A 15,110-nucleotide genomic window follows, 5' to 3' on the forward strand; every position below is an offset into this window, starting at 1 on the left:
CCATGAAAACATATCCGTTCATCTTGCTCTGCCTGGCCATCGGCCTGCTTGCGTCCAGCGGCTTCGCGCAGAATATGTACTCGGGCAATCCGGCGGATCCGGCGATGCTGGAGTCCGGCTTTGCAAATCCGGCGCTCAACGCGTACATCAAGGACCGGCTTGTGCTGGCCATGACCTCGCATCACGTGGGAGTGGCCGGCGGATTGTTTTCGATCCGCAGCGGACTGATCAGCTATCATTTGCCGTGGCAAATCCGCGGCGCGGCGGTGGCGGCACAGTTCATGAAGGTCGGCCTCTATACGCAGAATGACTTCCGTGTGTCCTATGGGCGGCGGGTGTATGGCCCGATTTCCGCCGGGGCCAACATCGATGTATTCACGCGGGGCTTCGACCGCTCCGCGTTTGTGATGTTCGATGAGCGCGATCCGGTGTTCGCCGGCGGCACCAACAAGACGAGCATGTCTCTGGGCCTCGGCATGACCGTGGAGCCGTACCGGGGGATGATTTTGGGTTTCTCTATCGAGCATCTCAATCAGCCGGATTTGGCTTTGGGCAGTGAGCTGTTTCGCCAGTCGATGATGGCATCATTGGGCCTGAAATGGCATCTGCGCGGTTTCAATGCCACGTCGGCCGTCACTTCCCTGCCGCTGGCGCATTACTCGCTCCCGGCGTCGGGAGACGCCGCCAACCGCCTGTTCAAATACACGGGCGGCGGAATCGATATTCCCGTCGGGCGGGCATCGCTGCGCGCGGCATCCGACGCCAGCGCGGCGCAGATCGAGGCGGAAATTCCGCTGTATGAAGCCCTGTATGTGAACTACCGCTATTCCTACCCGACAACCACGATTAACGTCGCGTCGCTGGGGACGCACCGCTTCGGCTTTGTATTCGATTTCAACCGCCTGCCGCCGCTGCCCGCCATGCCGTTTATTCCCGCGCTGCCGGCGATTCATACGGAGGTGCGGCCGCTCGGTGCGCCGCCCTCGGCGATGTATTATGTCTATGCCAACACGGACTCGGCGAACGTGATGAAACTGCATGTGCGCCGCAATGTGGAGAACGGGATTTCGAACCGGAGTCTGGCGCTGGTGTTCCCCGAAGATTTGGGGAGTTTGAAGGCCGCGCAGAATCCGACGCCACTGAAGGAACTCAATCCGCTGAAGGTGCGTGATCCGCTGGTGCGTCCGCGCGGCTATTACTCGACCAACTATCGCAGCGCTCTGGAAGACATTGGGCAGCAATTGCGCGGCGGCAAGTCCCGGGCGCGGCAGGAGGTCATCAGCTTCCCCGGCACGGAGAAGCGGGCCAACGCGCTGGTCAATGCGCTGACAGGCGATCATCTTGCCGTACAGACGTCGGTGCCGATTTTCACCACCAGCTCCGCGCCGCTCAGCGCCGACAGCGTGGAAAAGGTGATTGCCGCCAGTGAGGACGTGCAGCGCATCGTGCAGCCGGAGCAGGCCATCTTCCATCTGGTGCCGATGTTTCAGGGACCGGCGGTGGACCGCTGGAGTCTGGAAATCCGCAGTGCGCGGGAGGCGGCGGTGTGCGGCTTCTCCGGCACAGGTTCCCCGCCCGATTCCGTGGCGTGGAACTGGCAAGATTCCAAGGGTCAGATCGTGTCGCCGGGCCTGTACTACTATTTGCTGAAGGCGGTGGATGGAGATGGCCGGGTGACCTACAGCGACCGTGGCAAGTTTGAAGTGATCCATCGCTCCCGCTCCCTCTCGATTGACGTCACGCGCCGCTCGCGCGTGGGCGACGTGGACGCGGACAAGTATATCCTCATCGTGGGTTCGGAACGCGTGCCCTTCGAAACACCCAAGTCCGATACAACCCGGGTCGTCCCGCAGTGAGCCGTCAGATGTCAAACGTGTTGCATTGCATAGCAGCCAATCCGGAAGCAGCAACGGAACGATGGTAGATTTCTACGAACAACTCCAGCAAGGGCGCTACGGCTCTATTGAACTGAAGCGGGACGTTGGGCCGAACCTGATGCGGGGACTGGTCATCAGTGTACTGGTCCACATCGTCTGCATCGGGATTCCGTGGCTTGTTTTTCTGTTGCAGGCCGATAACACTCCCGACCGGAATATCCGTGTGGTGCCAAGGGCGGATTATACCTTCCGCTCGGAGATGGAGCAGGCCGCGCCGGAATCGCGCGAGAAGAAGAAAGAATCCGGTTTGGACGGCGGGGAGAGTGGCGGCCGGGGCGCCGCAGAGGAAACGCCTGCCGGACGAGGTTTGCGCCGCTCCTATTCGCGGGCGGAGCGTTTTGCTTACCTGTCGCCGAGCAGCGACGATGGTTCCACTTTTGAAGTGATGGACCCGCATATGCGTACGGCGCGGCCCGGCGAAGTGGAGACGCCCGTGGCGAGTTCTACGCGCTCTTCGCGTGCGGCAGGCCGGCGCGGTGCCGGAAGCAATGGACGTCCGAGTCTGGGTAATGATGACGCCGGCGCGGGCGGACTCGATGATTTCGGCGAGGGCGCGGGAATCGGCACCGGGATTGGCGGAGTGGATGGCCCGGGTGCAGGGATCGGGGCGGGGATCGGAAGCGGGCGTGGGCGCGGTTCGGGGCGTGGAAGCGGGACAGGCGGTGGCTCTGGTGATGGGGACGGAGGAGATGGCGGCGGCAATGGATTGCTGGCCCTTGCTCCGGCGCCGGCGGCTCCCGGTGCGACGACGGCTCCCAAGCAGGAATTCGACGTCGTCAGCATTCGTCCGAATCGAGGCGCGATTATCACGAAGGCGGATCGCAGCCCCATCGTGGATTGGATCGAGCATCACCGCAAGTCCATTCCGGTGACGATGCAGAAGCCTGAACTTCTCAATCAGCGCTCCGGAGATGTGGTGACATGGACGGAGTTCGACGATGAGCAGGGGCGGCATTACACGCTGTATCTGCTGGGGCGCAATAGCCGCCCGCCGCAGCTCAACATCTTCCTGATTAGTGGCGGCAAAGGAACCCTTCTGCAGGATGAAGGCGCCAAAGGCGAATCCGAAGTCTACAAATACGGAACGGCGAGCGGCGATCCCCGCAATCCAACGGTACAACTTGAGCAGTTGCCTCCGGGTAGACCGGAAGCCAAACAGATGATGGCGGTGTTCACGGCTTGGTGGAATCACGTCAAGAGCACGGGTACATGAAAAGTCATAGCTTCGCAATGCACCGGATCGCCTCCGGCGCAGCCATCGCGCGCATCGCGCTGTTCGGACTGGCGCTGGCCGTTCTCACTGGCTGCGCGTCCTCGCGGTCCATGCCCCGCAAATCTCCCGCATCGTCCTCCCGTAAAGCCGCGGTGCTGAAGGAGGTCACGATCCCTGCCGGAGTGGACAGCGGCGTGGCCGTTGCCGCCACGTATGCCGCGCGGGAAGTGCTGGTGGGATGGCAGGAGGACTCTCTGGCGCAGCGGCTCTACGAAGACGGACGCAAGCTGCGGTTGGAAGGCAAGCCGCTGCGGGACGCGATTCTGAAGAGCAAGCAGTCGCCGCAGCCGGTCTCCGCCACAGATACCGCCCGCAGCGCGCAGCTTACGCGCGAGGCCGACGATGCTGCCGTGAAGGGCGACAAGGCGCTGGGCAATAAGCGCGTGAAGGACTTTACACCCGAGGCCCTCTCCAAGTTTCCTGAAGTAGAACGGCAGGTGGCGGCGGCCTACTATGAGAAAGCTCGCGATCTGTTCGAGCAGGCGCTGGAACTCAATCCGTGGGATCAGGTCACACGCGACGCATTGCTGACCACCTATGAAGATTTGATTGACCTGCACCGCTCGCTGAATGCGGTGGACGCCGAAATCAGTGCCCGCCAGAAGTATATGGATCTGTACGGCGAACGTTACGGCGGATTGACGCGTATTGCCCGCCTGATGGCCGAGAAGGGCGACACGCTGCAGGCGCTGCTCACCTACCGCCGCGCCGAAGACGCGCTGCTGACGTGGGCTCCGCTGACGCCGGGTGATTCCTCCTCGGTAGAACCCACCGGGCTTGCTCCCAAGGATTACGGCAACTGGCTGAAGATGATACAGGCGGAGTGCTTCTTCGAGATGTCACTGGGCCTGGCTCAGTCCGCGCTGGTGGATCTGCGGCGGCTGCGGCTGGCGTGCCGTCCCGGAGAGGACTCGCTGTTAGAGCGGTACGCCGAAGGGCAATTGGAATGGCTGGGCTGGGATGACGGCAACATTGCGGCGTCCAAGCTCTGGGTGGAGTTCGATGCACACCGCAAGAATAATGAGTGGGACCAGGCGCGCAAGGTGATCAATGATCTGCTGCCGATTCTGAGCAATCCTACGGCGCTCTTTCAGATGGAACGCTGGGCGGCGACCATTGACTTCGCCTATTTGAATCAATACGAATCCGGCCTGTCGCGGATGCGCAAGCTTTTGGTGCAGAACGGCTTTCAGGAGATGAACTCGAACCTCGATTCCCTGTTGAAGAATGAGGGACGCGAGTCTTTTGTGTCCCGCATGTCCGCGCAGCGCAAGACCGCATCCACCAAGGTGCTGGAGTTGCTGGACGATTACGGCGGTGGCTGTCTGACCTATGGCTGGGAAATCGAAAGCCAGACCAAGGACCGCGAACGGGCGTACATCTACTACTATCAGGCGGCGCTGGTGCCGAGTCAGAAGCAGGCGCAGGCGCTCAGCTATCTGGCCGACATGAGCAAGAATCAGCCGGACCGGGCGATTCTGTACGGCGAGACCGCATTGCAACCGGATCTGGAGAAGACGCTGGATCCGCAGACCCGGGGCAGCCTCTATCAGACGTTGCGCGAGGCCTACCGGCGCAAGAATGATCGCGCCCATACGGAATACTATTTCCAGGCTTTACAGGCTGCGGTGCGAAACGGAGGGGCCAAGCCATGAGGCGTGCGGTACGGCTTCTGCCGTTTCTGGCATTGCTGGCGCTGGCGGCCTGGTGCGCGGCGGAGGATGTTCACGTCCGCCCGACGATGGCCTACAGCGCGACCATCACCGATCCGGCGCTGATCAAACAGCTTCTACAGCAGCAGTCCATCACTCAGGATGGCTCGACCGACTCGGTGGAAATCATCGACGCCATGGCCAACGGCTTCGGGGAGAATGATTTGCTGGTGCTCTATCCATCCAAGCAGGTGTTCTCGCTGATGACCGTGGAAGAGCCGCTGAAGACGATGATGGAAAACTGGCATTACAATCTCCAGCAGCGCACCACGCCCTTTACGCGTTCGGCGGACTTATCCCAGCAGGCGCGCACGGAGCACAGCCCCTTTGCCGGACTGCTGAGCTTCATCGTACGTGGTTTGGAGGCCTACTACAACGGCACCGTGATTGAAGGGACCTTCCGCCGCGACGAAAATACGGCGTACATTGCGCTGTGGAACTTCGCGCCGGATTCTTTCAAGTACCGGGATCTTTCCGGAACCGGCATGGCGGATACGCTGCACTACTACGACCTGCTGCAGATCGTCAAGCAGGACACGGCGTTCGTGACCGATTCGACCATGTACGATGTGATTTACGTGTACAAAACCTACCGCGACACCGTGTTCATTCCGATGGATTCCGCGGGAGCGGCAAAGAATGCCCAATAGTCTGTTCGCCTTGCTCTGTGCGCTGCTGCTTGTAGCCCACGGCGCTCGCTGTGAAGGCGAGCCGCGTGGCCTGCTGCGCGCGCCGGCCATTGCCGGCGTAGAGGCGCTCAGCGGGGAAAGCGCACTGGTGTGGTGGACGAGTGTGGACGGGGCGATTACGCGCGTGCAGGTGCTGGTGAATGAGCATTCCTGGGGCGGATACGAACCCCGAACCGAATGTAGTGCGGATCGCGGCTGGATCGTGGTCAATGGCTTGCAGCCGCACCGGCATTACCGGCTGGCCCTTTCCTCGACCGATGCCGCCGACTCGAGCCTGCCCGGTCCGGCGTTCGATTACACGCACAATCCGCCGCTGGTCAACTGGGTGTTTGTGCCCGGCGGTGACTTTGAGATGGGAGACTCGCTGGATACGGAAGCGGGCCGCCATCCGGTGAATTTGCCGTCCTACATGTTGTCCGCAGCGGAGGTCACCAATCGCGAGTATTTAGCGTATTGCATGCTGGATTCGGTACCGCCGCCCGAAGATCCGGGGTTTACGCATCTTCGAGAATACGTGCGCCATTACCCGGAATATCCGGTGCTGAATGTCACGTGGGGGAACGCCGCGGGCTACTGCAATTTTCTCTCGCGGCGCATGGGGCTGCGGCCCTGCTATGACAGTAGCGGGGCGTTGCTCCCGGAGAACGGAGTGCGGTTGCCCACCGAGGCGGAGTGGGAGCGTGCGGCGGGGCTGGCAGGGGTTTATCCGTGGGGAGACACTGCGCCGACCGCCGACCGCGCCGCCTTCGCCCCGGGCAAGGAAGACACGTTCCGCACGCTTGCGGGTCCACGCCCGGTGGAAAGCTATCCGGCATCGCCGAGCGGCTTCTACGATCTGGCGGGCAACGTGTGGGAGTGGTGCAATGACTGGTATGCGCCGTACTTCGAGCACGCAATGGCCGATACCAATCCGCGCGGCCCGACTTCCGGAATCTATAAAGTGCTGCGCGGAGGATCGTGGGCCGATTCCGCCGCCACCATGCGTGCCGCCAATCGCGCGCGGCTCACGCCGGATGTCACGATGAGCACTGTCGGCTTTCGTGTGGCCCGGTCCTTTTCCGTTTCGTCACCCACCGTGCTGAACGCAACCCATGCTGAGGAACACAATGCGCTGGCGAAGTAGCTTCCTCCTTTTCCCTTTGCTGCTGATCTCCATATCGGCTGCCATTGCCGATTCTCCGGATTCCGGAACATCCCCCAAAGCCGGCGAGGCCATTCCGCCGCTCGTGAACCCCAACGCTCCGGCGGCTTTCGACGCGCGGGCGAACATGGCATGGATTGAAGGCCGCGACATTACGTGGTCGCTTCCCGATCCGGCGGGGCGCAAGCGGCAGAAGGAAGGCCCCAAGCGCACTACGGCGGGGTTTTACATGGACCGGACGGAAGTGAGCAACCAGGAATACGCGCAATTCCTCTCCGCGTCGGACTCCAATAGCGTCTTCTTCGATCCGCGTATGGACATCGTGCTGCTCGCGCGCAGCCAGTACCGCGCCAAGTCAGGCCGCGAGAGTTTTCCCGTGGCGTGGGTGGACTGGATGGCGGCCTATGCCTTTGCCAAATGGGCGGGGAAGAGCCTGCCGACCGAAGATGAATGGATGATCGCGGCGCTCGATGGACGCGCGTTGCGCACGGACACCACGCTGTACGTGTGGAAAGACAGCACGCAGTGCAACCGTCTTAATGTGACCGGATTTCCCGGGCGCATGGCGGCGGGATCCTTTCCACAGGGCATCACGACGTCCGGACTTTCCGATCTGGCGGGCAACGTGGCGGAGTGGACCTTGAGTGAGGAGACCTCATCGGCCCAGAACAGCAAGCCGCAGACGTGGGTGGTGGTGAAAGGCGGCAGTTTCCTCGATACTGCGCAGAACATGACCGTCTACAGCCGCGCGCTGCGGGATCGCGCCGAGCGCCTGTCTTCTGTCGGTTTCCGCTGTATCCTTCGTGAGTCGCATACCCGGTGAACCGCGCCGTTATTATAGCCGTGCTGCTGCTGGTGTTGACCGGGCAGGCCATTTCCGCCGGGACCGCTTACGCTCGCCGCCGGGCGGTGCGGCGCGGTCCGGTGTTGAAGACCGAGATCCGTTCCGATTGCGCGGTGGGGCTTTCGTGGCGCAGTTATCCGGATACGCTGTATCTTGAACGCCGCGCAGATGGGGACGATCTGTTTTCCATCGTCGTTGTATTGGCACCGCACCAGACGCGCTTCACGGACAGCACACTGGTGCCCAACAGCCCCGCGTGGTACCGATTGCGTCCTGCCGCCGCGCGCTACATTTCGGAATTCGGTCCCGAGGCGGGCGTTACCATTTCCCTCTCCGCGCCGCCACGGCCCAAGCTGGTGCGGATTGCGGTGGATTCGGTGGAAGTCAAAATGGATACCGCCAATGTGCTCGCCGTGCGTGTACTGGTGGAACGGAAGATCGGCGGCATGTATACCGTGGTCGGGCACATGCCACGCGGCAGCCATGCCTTCAGCGACGGCGGCGTGGGCACCGGCAGTCAGTTCTACCGGCTGCGCTATGAGGGCGTGCGCTACACCAGCCCGCCTTCGCCCGCAGACAGCATTCTGATGGATATTTCCGTGCCCGCAAACGTCACACTGACCTACGAGAGCGACCATGCGGTCATCGTAAGCTGGCTGCCAACCTTGCCGTGGGCCTGCATGTACGATATCGAGAAGCGATCCACCGAAGGCATTCATGTGTACCGTACAGACCTTGGCGCGCAGCAATGGACCGACAACAGTTTGCGCTATGCCCAGCGGTCCTACTACCGCGTGCGCGCGGTGAGCGGCGTGGACACGAGCATGTACTCTCCGCCGGTGTCGGCGTACTACGTTCTGCGCCCTGCGATGGATCTGCATACCGATCCGGTGCATGATCCGGTGGTGAATCTGATCTGGAGCGACGCCGATTCTCTGACCGCGACATATGTTGTCGAACGCTCCGCCGACAGTGTGCATTTCGATGCCATCGCCACGCTCACAGGCCACGAGTTTACCTACGCCGATTCATTGAACACACGCGGTCAGCGCCGCTACTACCGCGTGCGGAGCGTCGCCACCAATGGCGTCACGGCCATCTCGGATGTGGTATCCGAGTACATTCCGCGCCTGAATGAAGGCATGGTGTTCATTCCCGACACGTCTCTCGGCTCCAGTTTTTACTGTGACGCGCTGGAAACAAGCGCAGCGTCCTTCGCGGAGTACTGCCGCGCTACGGGCCGCGAACTGCCGGAAGATCCTGCCTTCCCCGGTCATCCGGATTACTGGTCGCCGAGCAATCCGTTGCCTGCGGTGAATGTTTCCTGGAATGATGCCGTGGCCTTTTGCAACTGGCGCAGCCTGTCGACGGGACTTCAGCCGGCATACGATGCCTTTGGCCGCATTCTTCCCGGCGGAAACGGGTACCGGCTGATGGACCGCAGCCACTTTACTCTGGTGCTGCACACGGCGGCGGATACCAGCGCCAACGTGCAGGACACGCACAGTGGCCATGGCGAACCCACAGTGCCGATTTCGACCTACGGCCCTCACCCCTTGGCCTACAACCTGATCGGCAACGTGTGGGAGTGGGTGAATGATTCGATTGCCGATGGCGGGCGGTTGATTCTCGGCGGCGCCTACTGCACATCGCGCCGCTTCGCCGGAGAGCTTCCGGAATTCTGTTACCGCGCCGACTATATGTCTCCCACTATCGGCTTCCGTTGCATTTTGCCCGCACGGCTCCCGTAGCAAAGATTCCTACCCTGCTTGATCTCACAGGCTCTTCAGACGAAGAGCCTTTTCTTTTGGCGTGCTGACGTTTCAACCCGGTTTCTCATGGTCTCACTTGCGCCGAGCACGTGAGCGGAACATGGCACTTGAGCATTCGGTAAACAGATACAGGAGGCAGCGCGGCGTAAGCAACGGTACTTGACGAGTATCATTCCTCTCCATCCGCAGTGGCATGAACGGACGCGCTACAGGCCCTGCTCTTCACGCGATCTCACTTCGCTCCACTTGATCAATGCGAACTCCGCACAGTGATTCAGAGAATCCTATCCTGCCCGGATTCTGCTTGACAACCTCTGCCAAAACTATTTCATTATTTCATAGCCCGTACCCGCCGCGCAAAGCATAGAAAACGCGTGTGCGGAACGAACGATAGAAAGGACAACTGTCATGGCCACAACCGCCAGCGATTACTTAGTCCATCGCCTGTATCAATGGGGGGTGCGGCTTATTTATGGCTATCCCGGCGACGGGATCAACGGTTTAATGGGCGCACTGAATCGGGCCAAAAATAAGGTCCGTTTTATTCAGTCGCGTCATGAGGAGTTGGCGGCCTTCCAAGCCTGTGCTCATGCCAAGTTCACCGGACGCGTGGGCGTCTGCATGGCCACGTCGGGTCCCGGAGCCATTCACCTGCTCAACGGCCTGTATGATGCCAAGATGGATCATCAGCCCGTAGTGGCCATTGTCGGCCAGCAGTCGACTACCGCCATGGGCGCGGATTATCAGCAGGAAGTGGATCTACTCTCGCTCTTTAAAGATGTGGCGCACCACTATGTTCAGATGGCGAGTTCGCCGGTGCAGATCCGACAGCTCGTGGATCGCGCCATGCGAATCGCGCGCGCCGAGCGTACGGTGACCTGCATTATCATTCCCAATGACGTGCAGGAGATGGAGGCGGTAGAGTCTCCCGAACGCAAGCACGGCAATGTCTACACAGGTATCGGCTACCGGGAGCCGTTGGAGATCCCCAAGGAGCAGGATTTGAAGGACGCCGCCGAGGTGCTCAATGCCGGCAAGAAGGTGGCCTTGCTGGTGGGTGCAGGCGCATTGCAGGCGACCGATGAGGTGATGGAAGTGGCGGATCTGCTCGGTGCGGGAGTCGCCAAAGCGCTGCTGGGCAAAGCCGTACTGCCGGATGGCCTGCCGTATGTCACAGGGTCTATTGGGCTGCTGGGTACCAAGCCAAGCTGGGAGATGATGAACACCTGCGATACGCTGTTCATGATCGGCAGCGGCTTTCCCTATTCGGAATTTTTGCCCAAGGAAGGCCAGGCCAAGGGTGTGCAGATCGACATCAAGGCGCGGCAGCTCAGTTCGCGGTTTGCGATGACGGTAAATCTGCAAGGCGACAGTGCGCGGACTTTGCGGGCGCTGATTCCTTTCCTGCATCGTAAAGTGGACCGAAGCTGGCGGAATCACATCGAGCAGACGGTGGCGGAGTGGTGGAAGGTGATGGAGGCCCGCGCGCACCACAGCGCCAATCCCATCAACCCGCAGCGCCTCTTCTGGGAACTCTCTTCGCGTCTTCCCGACAACTGCATTCTCACCTGTGACAGCGGCACCTCCGCCAGTTGGTTTGCGCGGGACTTGAAGATTCGGCGCGGCATGATGGCCTCGCTTTCGGGTAATCTGGCCACGATGTGCCCCGGTGTCCCGTATGCTATGGCCGCCAAGTTCGCCTATCCGGACCGCGTGGCCATTGCCTTGGTGGGCGACGGCGCCATGCAGATGCTAGGCATCAACTGCCTGATATCGATTGCCAAATACTGGAAAGAGTGGAAGGACCCGCGCCTCGTTGTGCTTGTGCTGAACAACCACGATCTGAATATGGTGACGTGGGAGCAGCGGATCATGAGCGGCGATCCGAAATTCCCGGCGTCGCAGGATATTATGCCGATTCCATATGCTCAGTTCGCGAATCTCCTCGGACTCGGCGGGATCATGCTGGACAATCCGGAGAAGATCGGTCACGCATGGGATGACGCGCTCAGCGCCGACCGTCCGGTGCTGATAGACGCGCACTGTGATCCGGACGTGCCGCCGATCCCGCCGCATATCTCTTTCGAGCAGGCCAAGGGCTTTATGTCCGCCATGTACAAGGGCGATCCCAACGCCAGAGGAGTGCTGACACAGACGGCCAAGGAATTGATCGATACCGAATTCACACGTTAGACGTAGAACCGGCCCCGATGATAACAGGCGGAACCACACGCTGCGGCATCACGGCTTCTCTGGAAGCCGTAGCGCTGTGCTCCGCCTGATGTGTTCTCATGCGCGTCGATCATGAACCCAGCGGAGGCGAATCCTTCTATGACCATTACCGCGATTCGTAAGGCCGTCCGACCCAGTGTGGTGGATGTGAATGTTGAGGCGCTCGAGAAGGAGTTGCGCTCGACTGTGGACGGTGAAGTCCGCTTCGACCTGGCCAGCAAAGCCGTCTACAGCACCGATGCCTCCAACTACCGGCAGATTCCCATCGGCGTGGTGATTCCCCGCAGTAAGGAAGCCGTGGAAGCCGCCGTCGCCGCCTGCCGGCACCACGGTGCGCCCATCGTGTCTCGCGGCGGCGGAACCGGACTCTGCGGACAGACCTGTAACACGGCCATCGTGATCGACTTTTCCAAGTATCTGAACCGTATTCTGGAAATCGCGCCGGAGGCACGCTATGCGCGCGTGGAGCCGGGGACGATTCTCGATGACCTGCGCGAGTTGGCCGAGAATCCCTATCATTTGACGTACGGCCCGGATCCGGCTACGCACACCCATTGCACCTTTGGCGGGATGATCGGCAATGACTCCTGCGGCGTACATTCGGTGATGGCAGGCCGCACAGCGGACAACGTGATTGAATTGGAGATTCTAACCTATGATGGCCTGCGCACCCGTGTTGGCGTGACCGGTGACGCGGAATATTCGCGGATCCTCGCTGAAGGTGGGCGCAAGGCGGACATCTATCGCAAGCTGAACAATCTGCGGTCGCGCTATGCTCCGTTGATCCGCGAGCGCTATCCGAAGATTCCCCGCCGGGTTTCCGGTTACAATCTCGATAATCTTTTGCCGGAAAACGGCTTTCACGTGGCTCAAGCTTTGGTGGGAAGCGAGAGCACCTGCGTGATGATTCTCGAGGCCACGGTGAGGCTGGTGTACAGCCCTCCGGGCCGAGCGTTGCTGGTGCTGGGCTATCCGGATGTCTACACCGCCGGCGATCATGTGATGGAAATTCTTCAGTACCGCCCCATTGGTCTGGAAGGGATGGACGACGTTCTCATTGAGTACATGCGCAAGAAGGGCATGCACCCCGGCGACATCAAGCTGCTGCCCGAAGGCAAAGGCTGGCTGTTGGTGGAATTCGGCGGCGAGACCCGGCAGCAGGCGAGGGAGGCGGCGCAGAATGCCATGCGGATGCTTAGCCATGTGCCCCATCCGCCCCAGATGCGAATGTTTGACGACCCCGCGCAGGAGACCAAGCTCTGGAAAGTGCGCGAGTCCGGCCTCGGCGCCACGGCCAATGTGCCCGACATGCCGCTGGCGTGGGAAGGCTGGGAAGATGCCGCGGTGCCGCCGGATCGCATCGGCGATTATCTGAGGGATTTCCGCGCGCTGCTGAATAAGTACAACTATTCTTCGTCACTCTATGGACATTTCGGCGGCGGCTGCATTCATTGCCGGATTTCGTTTGACCTTTTCACGCAGGAAGGTATCCGTAAGTGGACGGGGTTTCTCGATGAGGCCTCAAGTCTTGTCGTCCGCTACGGTGGATCTTTCAGCGCGGAGCACGGCGACGGCCAGTCCAAAGCGATCTTCCTGCCCAAGATGTACGGCCCGGAGTTAATGGATGCTTTCCGGGAATACAAATCCATCTGGGATCCGGAGTGGAAGATGAATCCGGGCAAGGTCATCGATGCCTACCGTCCCGACCAGAATCTGCGGCTCGGTCCGCAGTTTAATCCCAAGGTGGGCGATACCCACTTCCAGTATCCCGATGATCAGGGCAGCTTTGCCCGGGCCGTGCTGCGCTGCGTGGGTGTGGGAGACTGCCGCCGCACGCATGATGCCTTCATGTGTCCCAGTTTTGTGGCCACGCGGGAGGAAGAGCATACCACACGTGGCCGTGCGCGGGCGCTCTTCGAAATGATGCGCGGCGAGGAGATTACGGACGGTTGGAAGAGCGACGACGTGCTAAAGACTCTTGATCTATGCCTTGCCTGCATGGGCTGCAAGAAGGAGTGCCCGGTCAATGTGGACATGGCCACGTATAAGGCCGAATTCCTGTCTCACTACTATGAAGGACGGCTGCGCCCGCGCGAACACTATTCCATGGGGCTTATCGGCTATTGGGCGCACCTCGGAGCCATCGTTCCCGAACTGGCCAATTTTCTCACCCAGACGCCGGCGTTGCAGCCGATTGCAAAGGCCTTAGCGGGAATTTCGCCGCATCGTCCCATTCCGAAATTCGCGCGCGAGACCTTCAGCCACTGGCATCGCGCCCATCGCTCGCCGGTGATGAATGGCCGCGCGGTGGTGCTTTATCCCGATGTGTTTAACGACTGCTTTACGCCCAACAGCCTGAAGGCGGCGCAGCGTGTACTCGAGCGCTGGGGATACCGCGTGCTGGTGCCGAGCGAACCCGTCGGCGCGATTCGCCCGCTGATTCACTACGGCATGTTGAATCTCGCCAAGAAGAAGATCCGCCAGACTCTGAACATTCTGCATCCGTTCATTGCTCACGGCCTGCCGATGATTGTGCTCGAGCCCAGCACGGCCACGGTCTTCCGCGATGACGTTCGCAATCTGCTGCCGCAAAACGAAGACGGACGCCGCTTGAAGGACAGCACCTTTCTGCTCAGCGAGTTCGTGGAGCAGAAGGGCCTGCGGGTGCCGCAGCTTGGAGGCAAAGCAATCTTTCATGGCCATTGCCATCAGAAGGCCTCCTTGAACGTGGACGACGCACGGCACATGTTGCGCAAAATGGGGCTCGAGATCGAAGAGCCGCAGCCCGGCTGCTGCGGCATGGCGGGTTCCTTCGGATTGGAGACCCGCCACTATGACCTGTCGATGAAGATCGCCAAGGAGCATCTGCTTCCCGCCATAGAGGAGGCGCCGCGCACCACCTATCTGGTGGCGGACGGATTCAGTTGCCGCAGCCAGATTCAGGAAGGGACGGGCCGCCGGGGCTGCATACGGCGGAGCTGCTCTACCGGGCATTTGTAAAACAGGAGCGCCTCGCCAAGACCGAGGCCGCGCACTGAAGTTCATATCCGTGTAACGGAAAGGAATCTGTTATGGCCAGTCCCGCCAGTATTGCCAAGCACCCTTTGCACCCGATGCTGATCGCTTTTCCCATCGGTCTGTGGGTTTTCTCCTTCGTGTCGGATATTGTCTTTCTCGCGTCGGGAAATGACGCCTGGAGTCTTGTCGCCTATTACACGATGGGCGGCGGCATTATCGGCGCGCTCGTCGCCGCCATGCCCGGCTTCATCGATTATCTTTCACTGTCGCAGCCCCGCGTGAAGAATCTGGCCACCTGGCACATGGTCATCAATCTGACTATCGTGGTGATCTTCATCATTGATTTTTCCCTGCGCATGAGAAACCCGCTGACGCACGGGCTGCCTTTCATCCTCAGCATTCTCGGAGTGCTGCTGCTGGGGCTCTCCGGATGGCTGGGCGGGGAACTGGTGTACGTGCACGGCGTGGCTGTGGAACAGCAGAAGTAGGGGA

At 60.7% G+C, this 15,110-nt stretch carries 10 protein-coding genes; all 10 read left to right on the forward strand.

The window, feature by feature from the left end; translation table 11 throughout:
- Positions 1-2: 2 nt before the first annotated feature.
- The 10 genes from VGL38_13910 to VGL38_13955 all read left to right on the forward strand — a co-directional run bounded on the left by VGL38_13910 (position 3) and on the right by VGL38_13955 (position 15,106).
- Positions 3-1,856 carry a hypothetical protein gene (locus VGL38_13910; protein ID HEY3296520.1) on the forward strand — a complete coding sequence of 618 codons (1,854 nt, stop codon included), beginning with the start codon at positions 3-5 and terminating at the stop codon, positions 1,854-1,856.
- A 61-nt stretch (positions 1,857-1,917) separates the two neighbouring features.
- Positions 1,918-3,150 (forward strand): hypothetical protein, encoded by a 1,233-nt coding sequence (locus VGL38_13915; GenBank protein ID HEY3296521.1) that lies wholly within the window; start codon positions 1,918-1,920, stop codon positions 3,148-3,150.
- The gene (locus tag VGL38_13920; protein ID HEY3296522.1) at positions 3,147-4,865 is read left to right on the forward strand and encodes a hypothetical protein; all 1,719 of its coding nucleotides are present in this window, start codon (positions 3,147-3,149) and stop codon (positions 4,863-4,865) included. The genes VGL38_13915 and VGL38_13920 overlap by 4 nt, the downstream gene beginning before the upstream one ends.
- Positions 4,862-5,572, forward strand: coding sequence for a hypothetical protein (locus VGL38_13925; protein ID HEY3296523.1), 711 nt, complete (start codon positions 4,862-4,864; stop codon positions 5,570-5,572). The genes VGL38_13920 and VGL38_13925 overlap by 4 nt, the downstream gene beginning before the upstream one ends.
- Positions 5,562-6,734 (forward strand): SUMF1/EgtB/PvdO family nonheme iron enzyme, encoded by a 1,173-nt coding sequence (locus tag VGL38_13930; protein ID HEY3296524.1) that lies wholly within the window; start codon positions 5,562-5,564, stop codon positions 6,732-6,734. Before VGL38_13925 ends, VGL38_13930 begins: the two co-directional genes overlap by 11 nt.
- Positions 6,718-7,575 (forward strand): formylglycine-generating enzyme family protein, encoded by an 858-nt coding sequence (locus VGL38_13935; protein HEY3296525.1) that lies wholly within the window; start codon positions 6,718-6,720, stop codon positions 7,573-7,575. The genes VGL38_13930 and VGL38_13935 overlap by 17 nt, the downstream gene beginning before the upstream one ends.
- Positions 7,572-9,347 (forward strand): SUMF1/EgtB/PvdO family nonheme iron enzyme, encoded by a 1,776-nt coding sequence (locus VGL38_13940; GenBank protein HEY3296526.1) that lies wholly within the window; start codon positions 7,572-7,574, stop codon positions 9,345-9,347. Before VGL38_13935 ends, VGL38_13940 begins: the two co-directional genes overlap by 4 nt.
- Before the next feature lie 429 nt (positions 9,348-9,776).
- Complete coding sequence (locus VGL38_13945; GenBank protein HEY3296527.1) at positions 9,777-11,561, forward strand: thiamine pyrophosphate-requiring protein; 1,785 nt, start codon at positions 9,777-9,779, stop codon at positions 11,559-11,561.
- A 138-nt stretch (positions 11,562-11,699) separates the two neighbouring features.
- Positions 11,700-14,600, forward strand: coding sequence for an FAD-binding and (Fe-S)-binding domain-containing protein (locus VGL38_13950; GenBank protein HEY3296528.1), 2,901 nt, complete (start codon positions 11,700-11,702; stop codon positions 14,598-14,600).
- A 71-nt stretch (positions 14,601-14,671) separates the two neighbouring features.
- Positions 14,672-15,106 carry a DUF2231 domain-containing protein gene (locus VGL38_13955; protein ID HEY3296529.1) on the forward strand — a complete coding sequence of 145 codons (435 nt, stop codon included), beginning with the start codon at positions 14,672-14,674 and terminating at the stop codon, positions 15,104-15,106.
- Positions 15,107-15,110 lie beyond the last annotated feature (4 nt).

The organism is bacterium, from assembly GCA_036504735.1.
GTDB lineage: Bacteria > Electryoneota > RPQS01 > RPQS01 > RPQS01 > DASXUQ01.

What these genes read in the sequence shown, in the direction of transcription:
- VGL38_13910 (HEY3296520.1), top strand. Translation starts at nt 3, where the DNA reads ATGAAAACATATCCGTTCATCTTGCTCTGCCTGGCCATCGGCCTGCTT.
- VGL38_13915 (HEY3296521.1), top strand. Translation starts at nt 1,918, where the DNA reads ATGGTAGATTTCTACGAACAACTCCAGCAAGGGCGCTACGGCTCTATT.
- VGL38_13920 (HEY3296522.1), top strand. Translation starts at nt 3,147, where the DNA reads ATGAAAAGTCATAGCTTCGCAATGCACCGGATCGCCTCCGGCGCAGCC.
- VGL38_13925 (HEY3296523.1), top strand. Translation starts at nt 4,862, where the DNA reads ATGAGGCGTGCGGTACGGCTTCTGCCGTTTCTGGCATTGCTGGCGCTG.
- VGL38_13930 (HEY3296524.1), top strand. Translation starts at nt 5,562, where the DNA reads ATGCCCAATAGTCTGTTCGCCTTGCTCTGTGCGCTGCTGCTTGTAGCC.
- VGL38_13935 (HEY3296525.1), top strand. Translation starts at nt 6,718, where the DNA reads ATGCGCTGGCGAAGTAGCTTCCTCCTTTTCCCTTTGCTGCTGATCTCC.
- VGL38_13945 (HEY3296527.1), top strand. Translation starts at nt 9,777, where the DNA reads ATGGCCACAACCGCCAGCGATTACTTAGTCCATCGCCTGTATCAATGG.
- VGL38_13950 (HEY3296528.1), top strand. Translation starts at nt 11,700, where the DNA reads ATGACCATTACCGCGATTCGTAAGGCCGTCCGACCCAGTGTGGTGGAT.
- VGL38_13955 (HEY3296529.1), top strand. Translation starts at nt 14,672, where the DNA reads ATGGCCAGTCCCGCCAGTATTGCCAAGCACCCTTTGCACCCGATGCTG.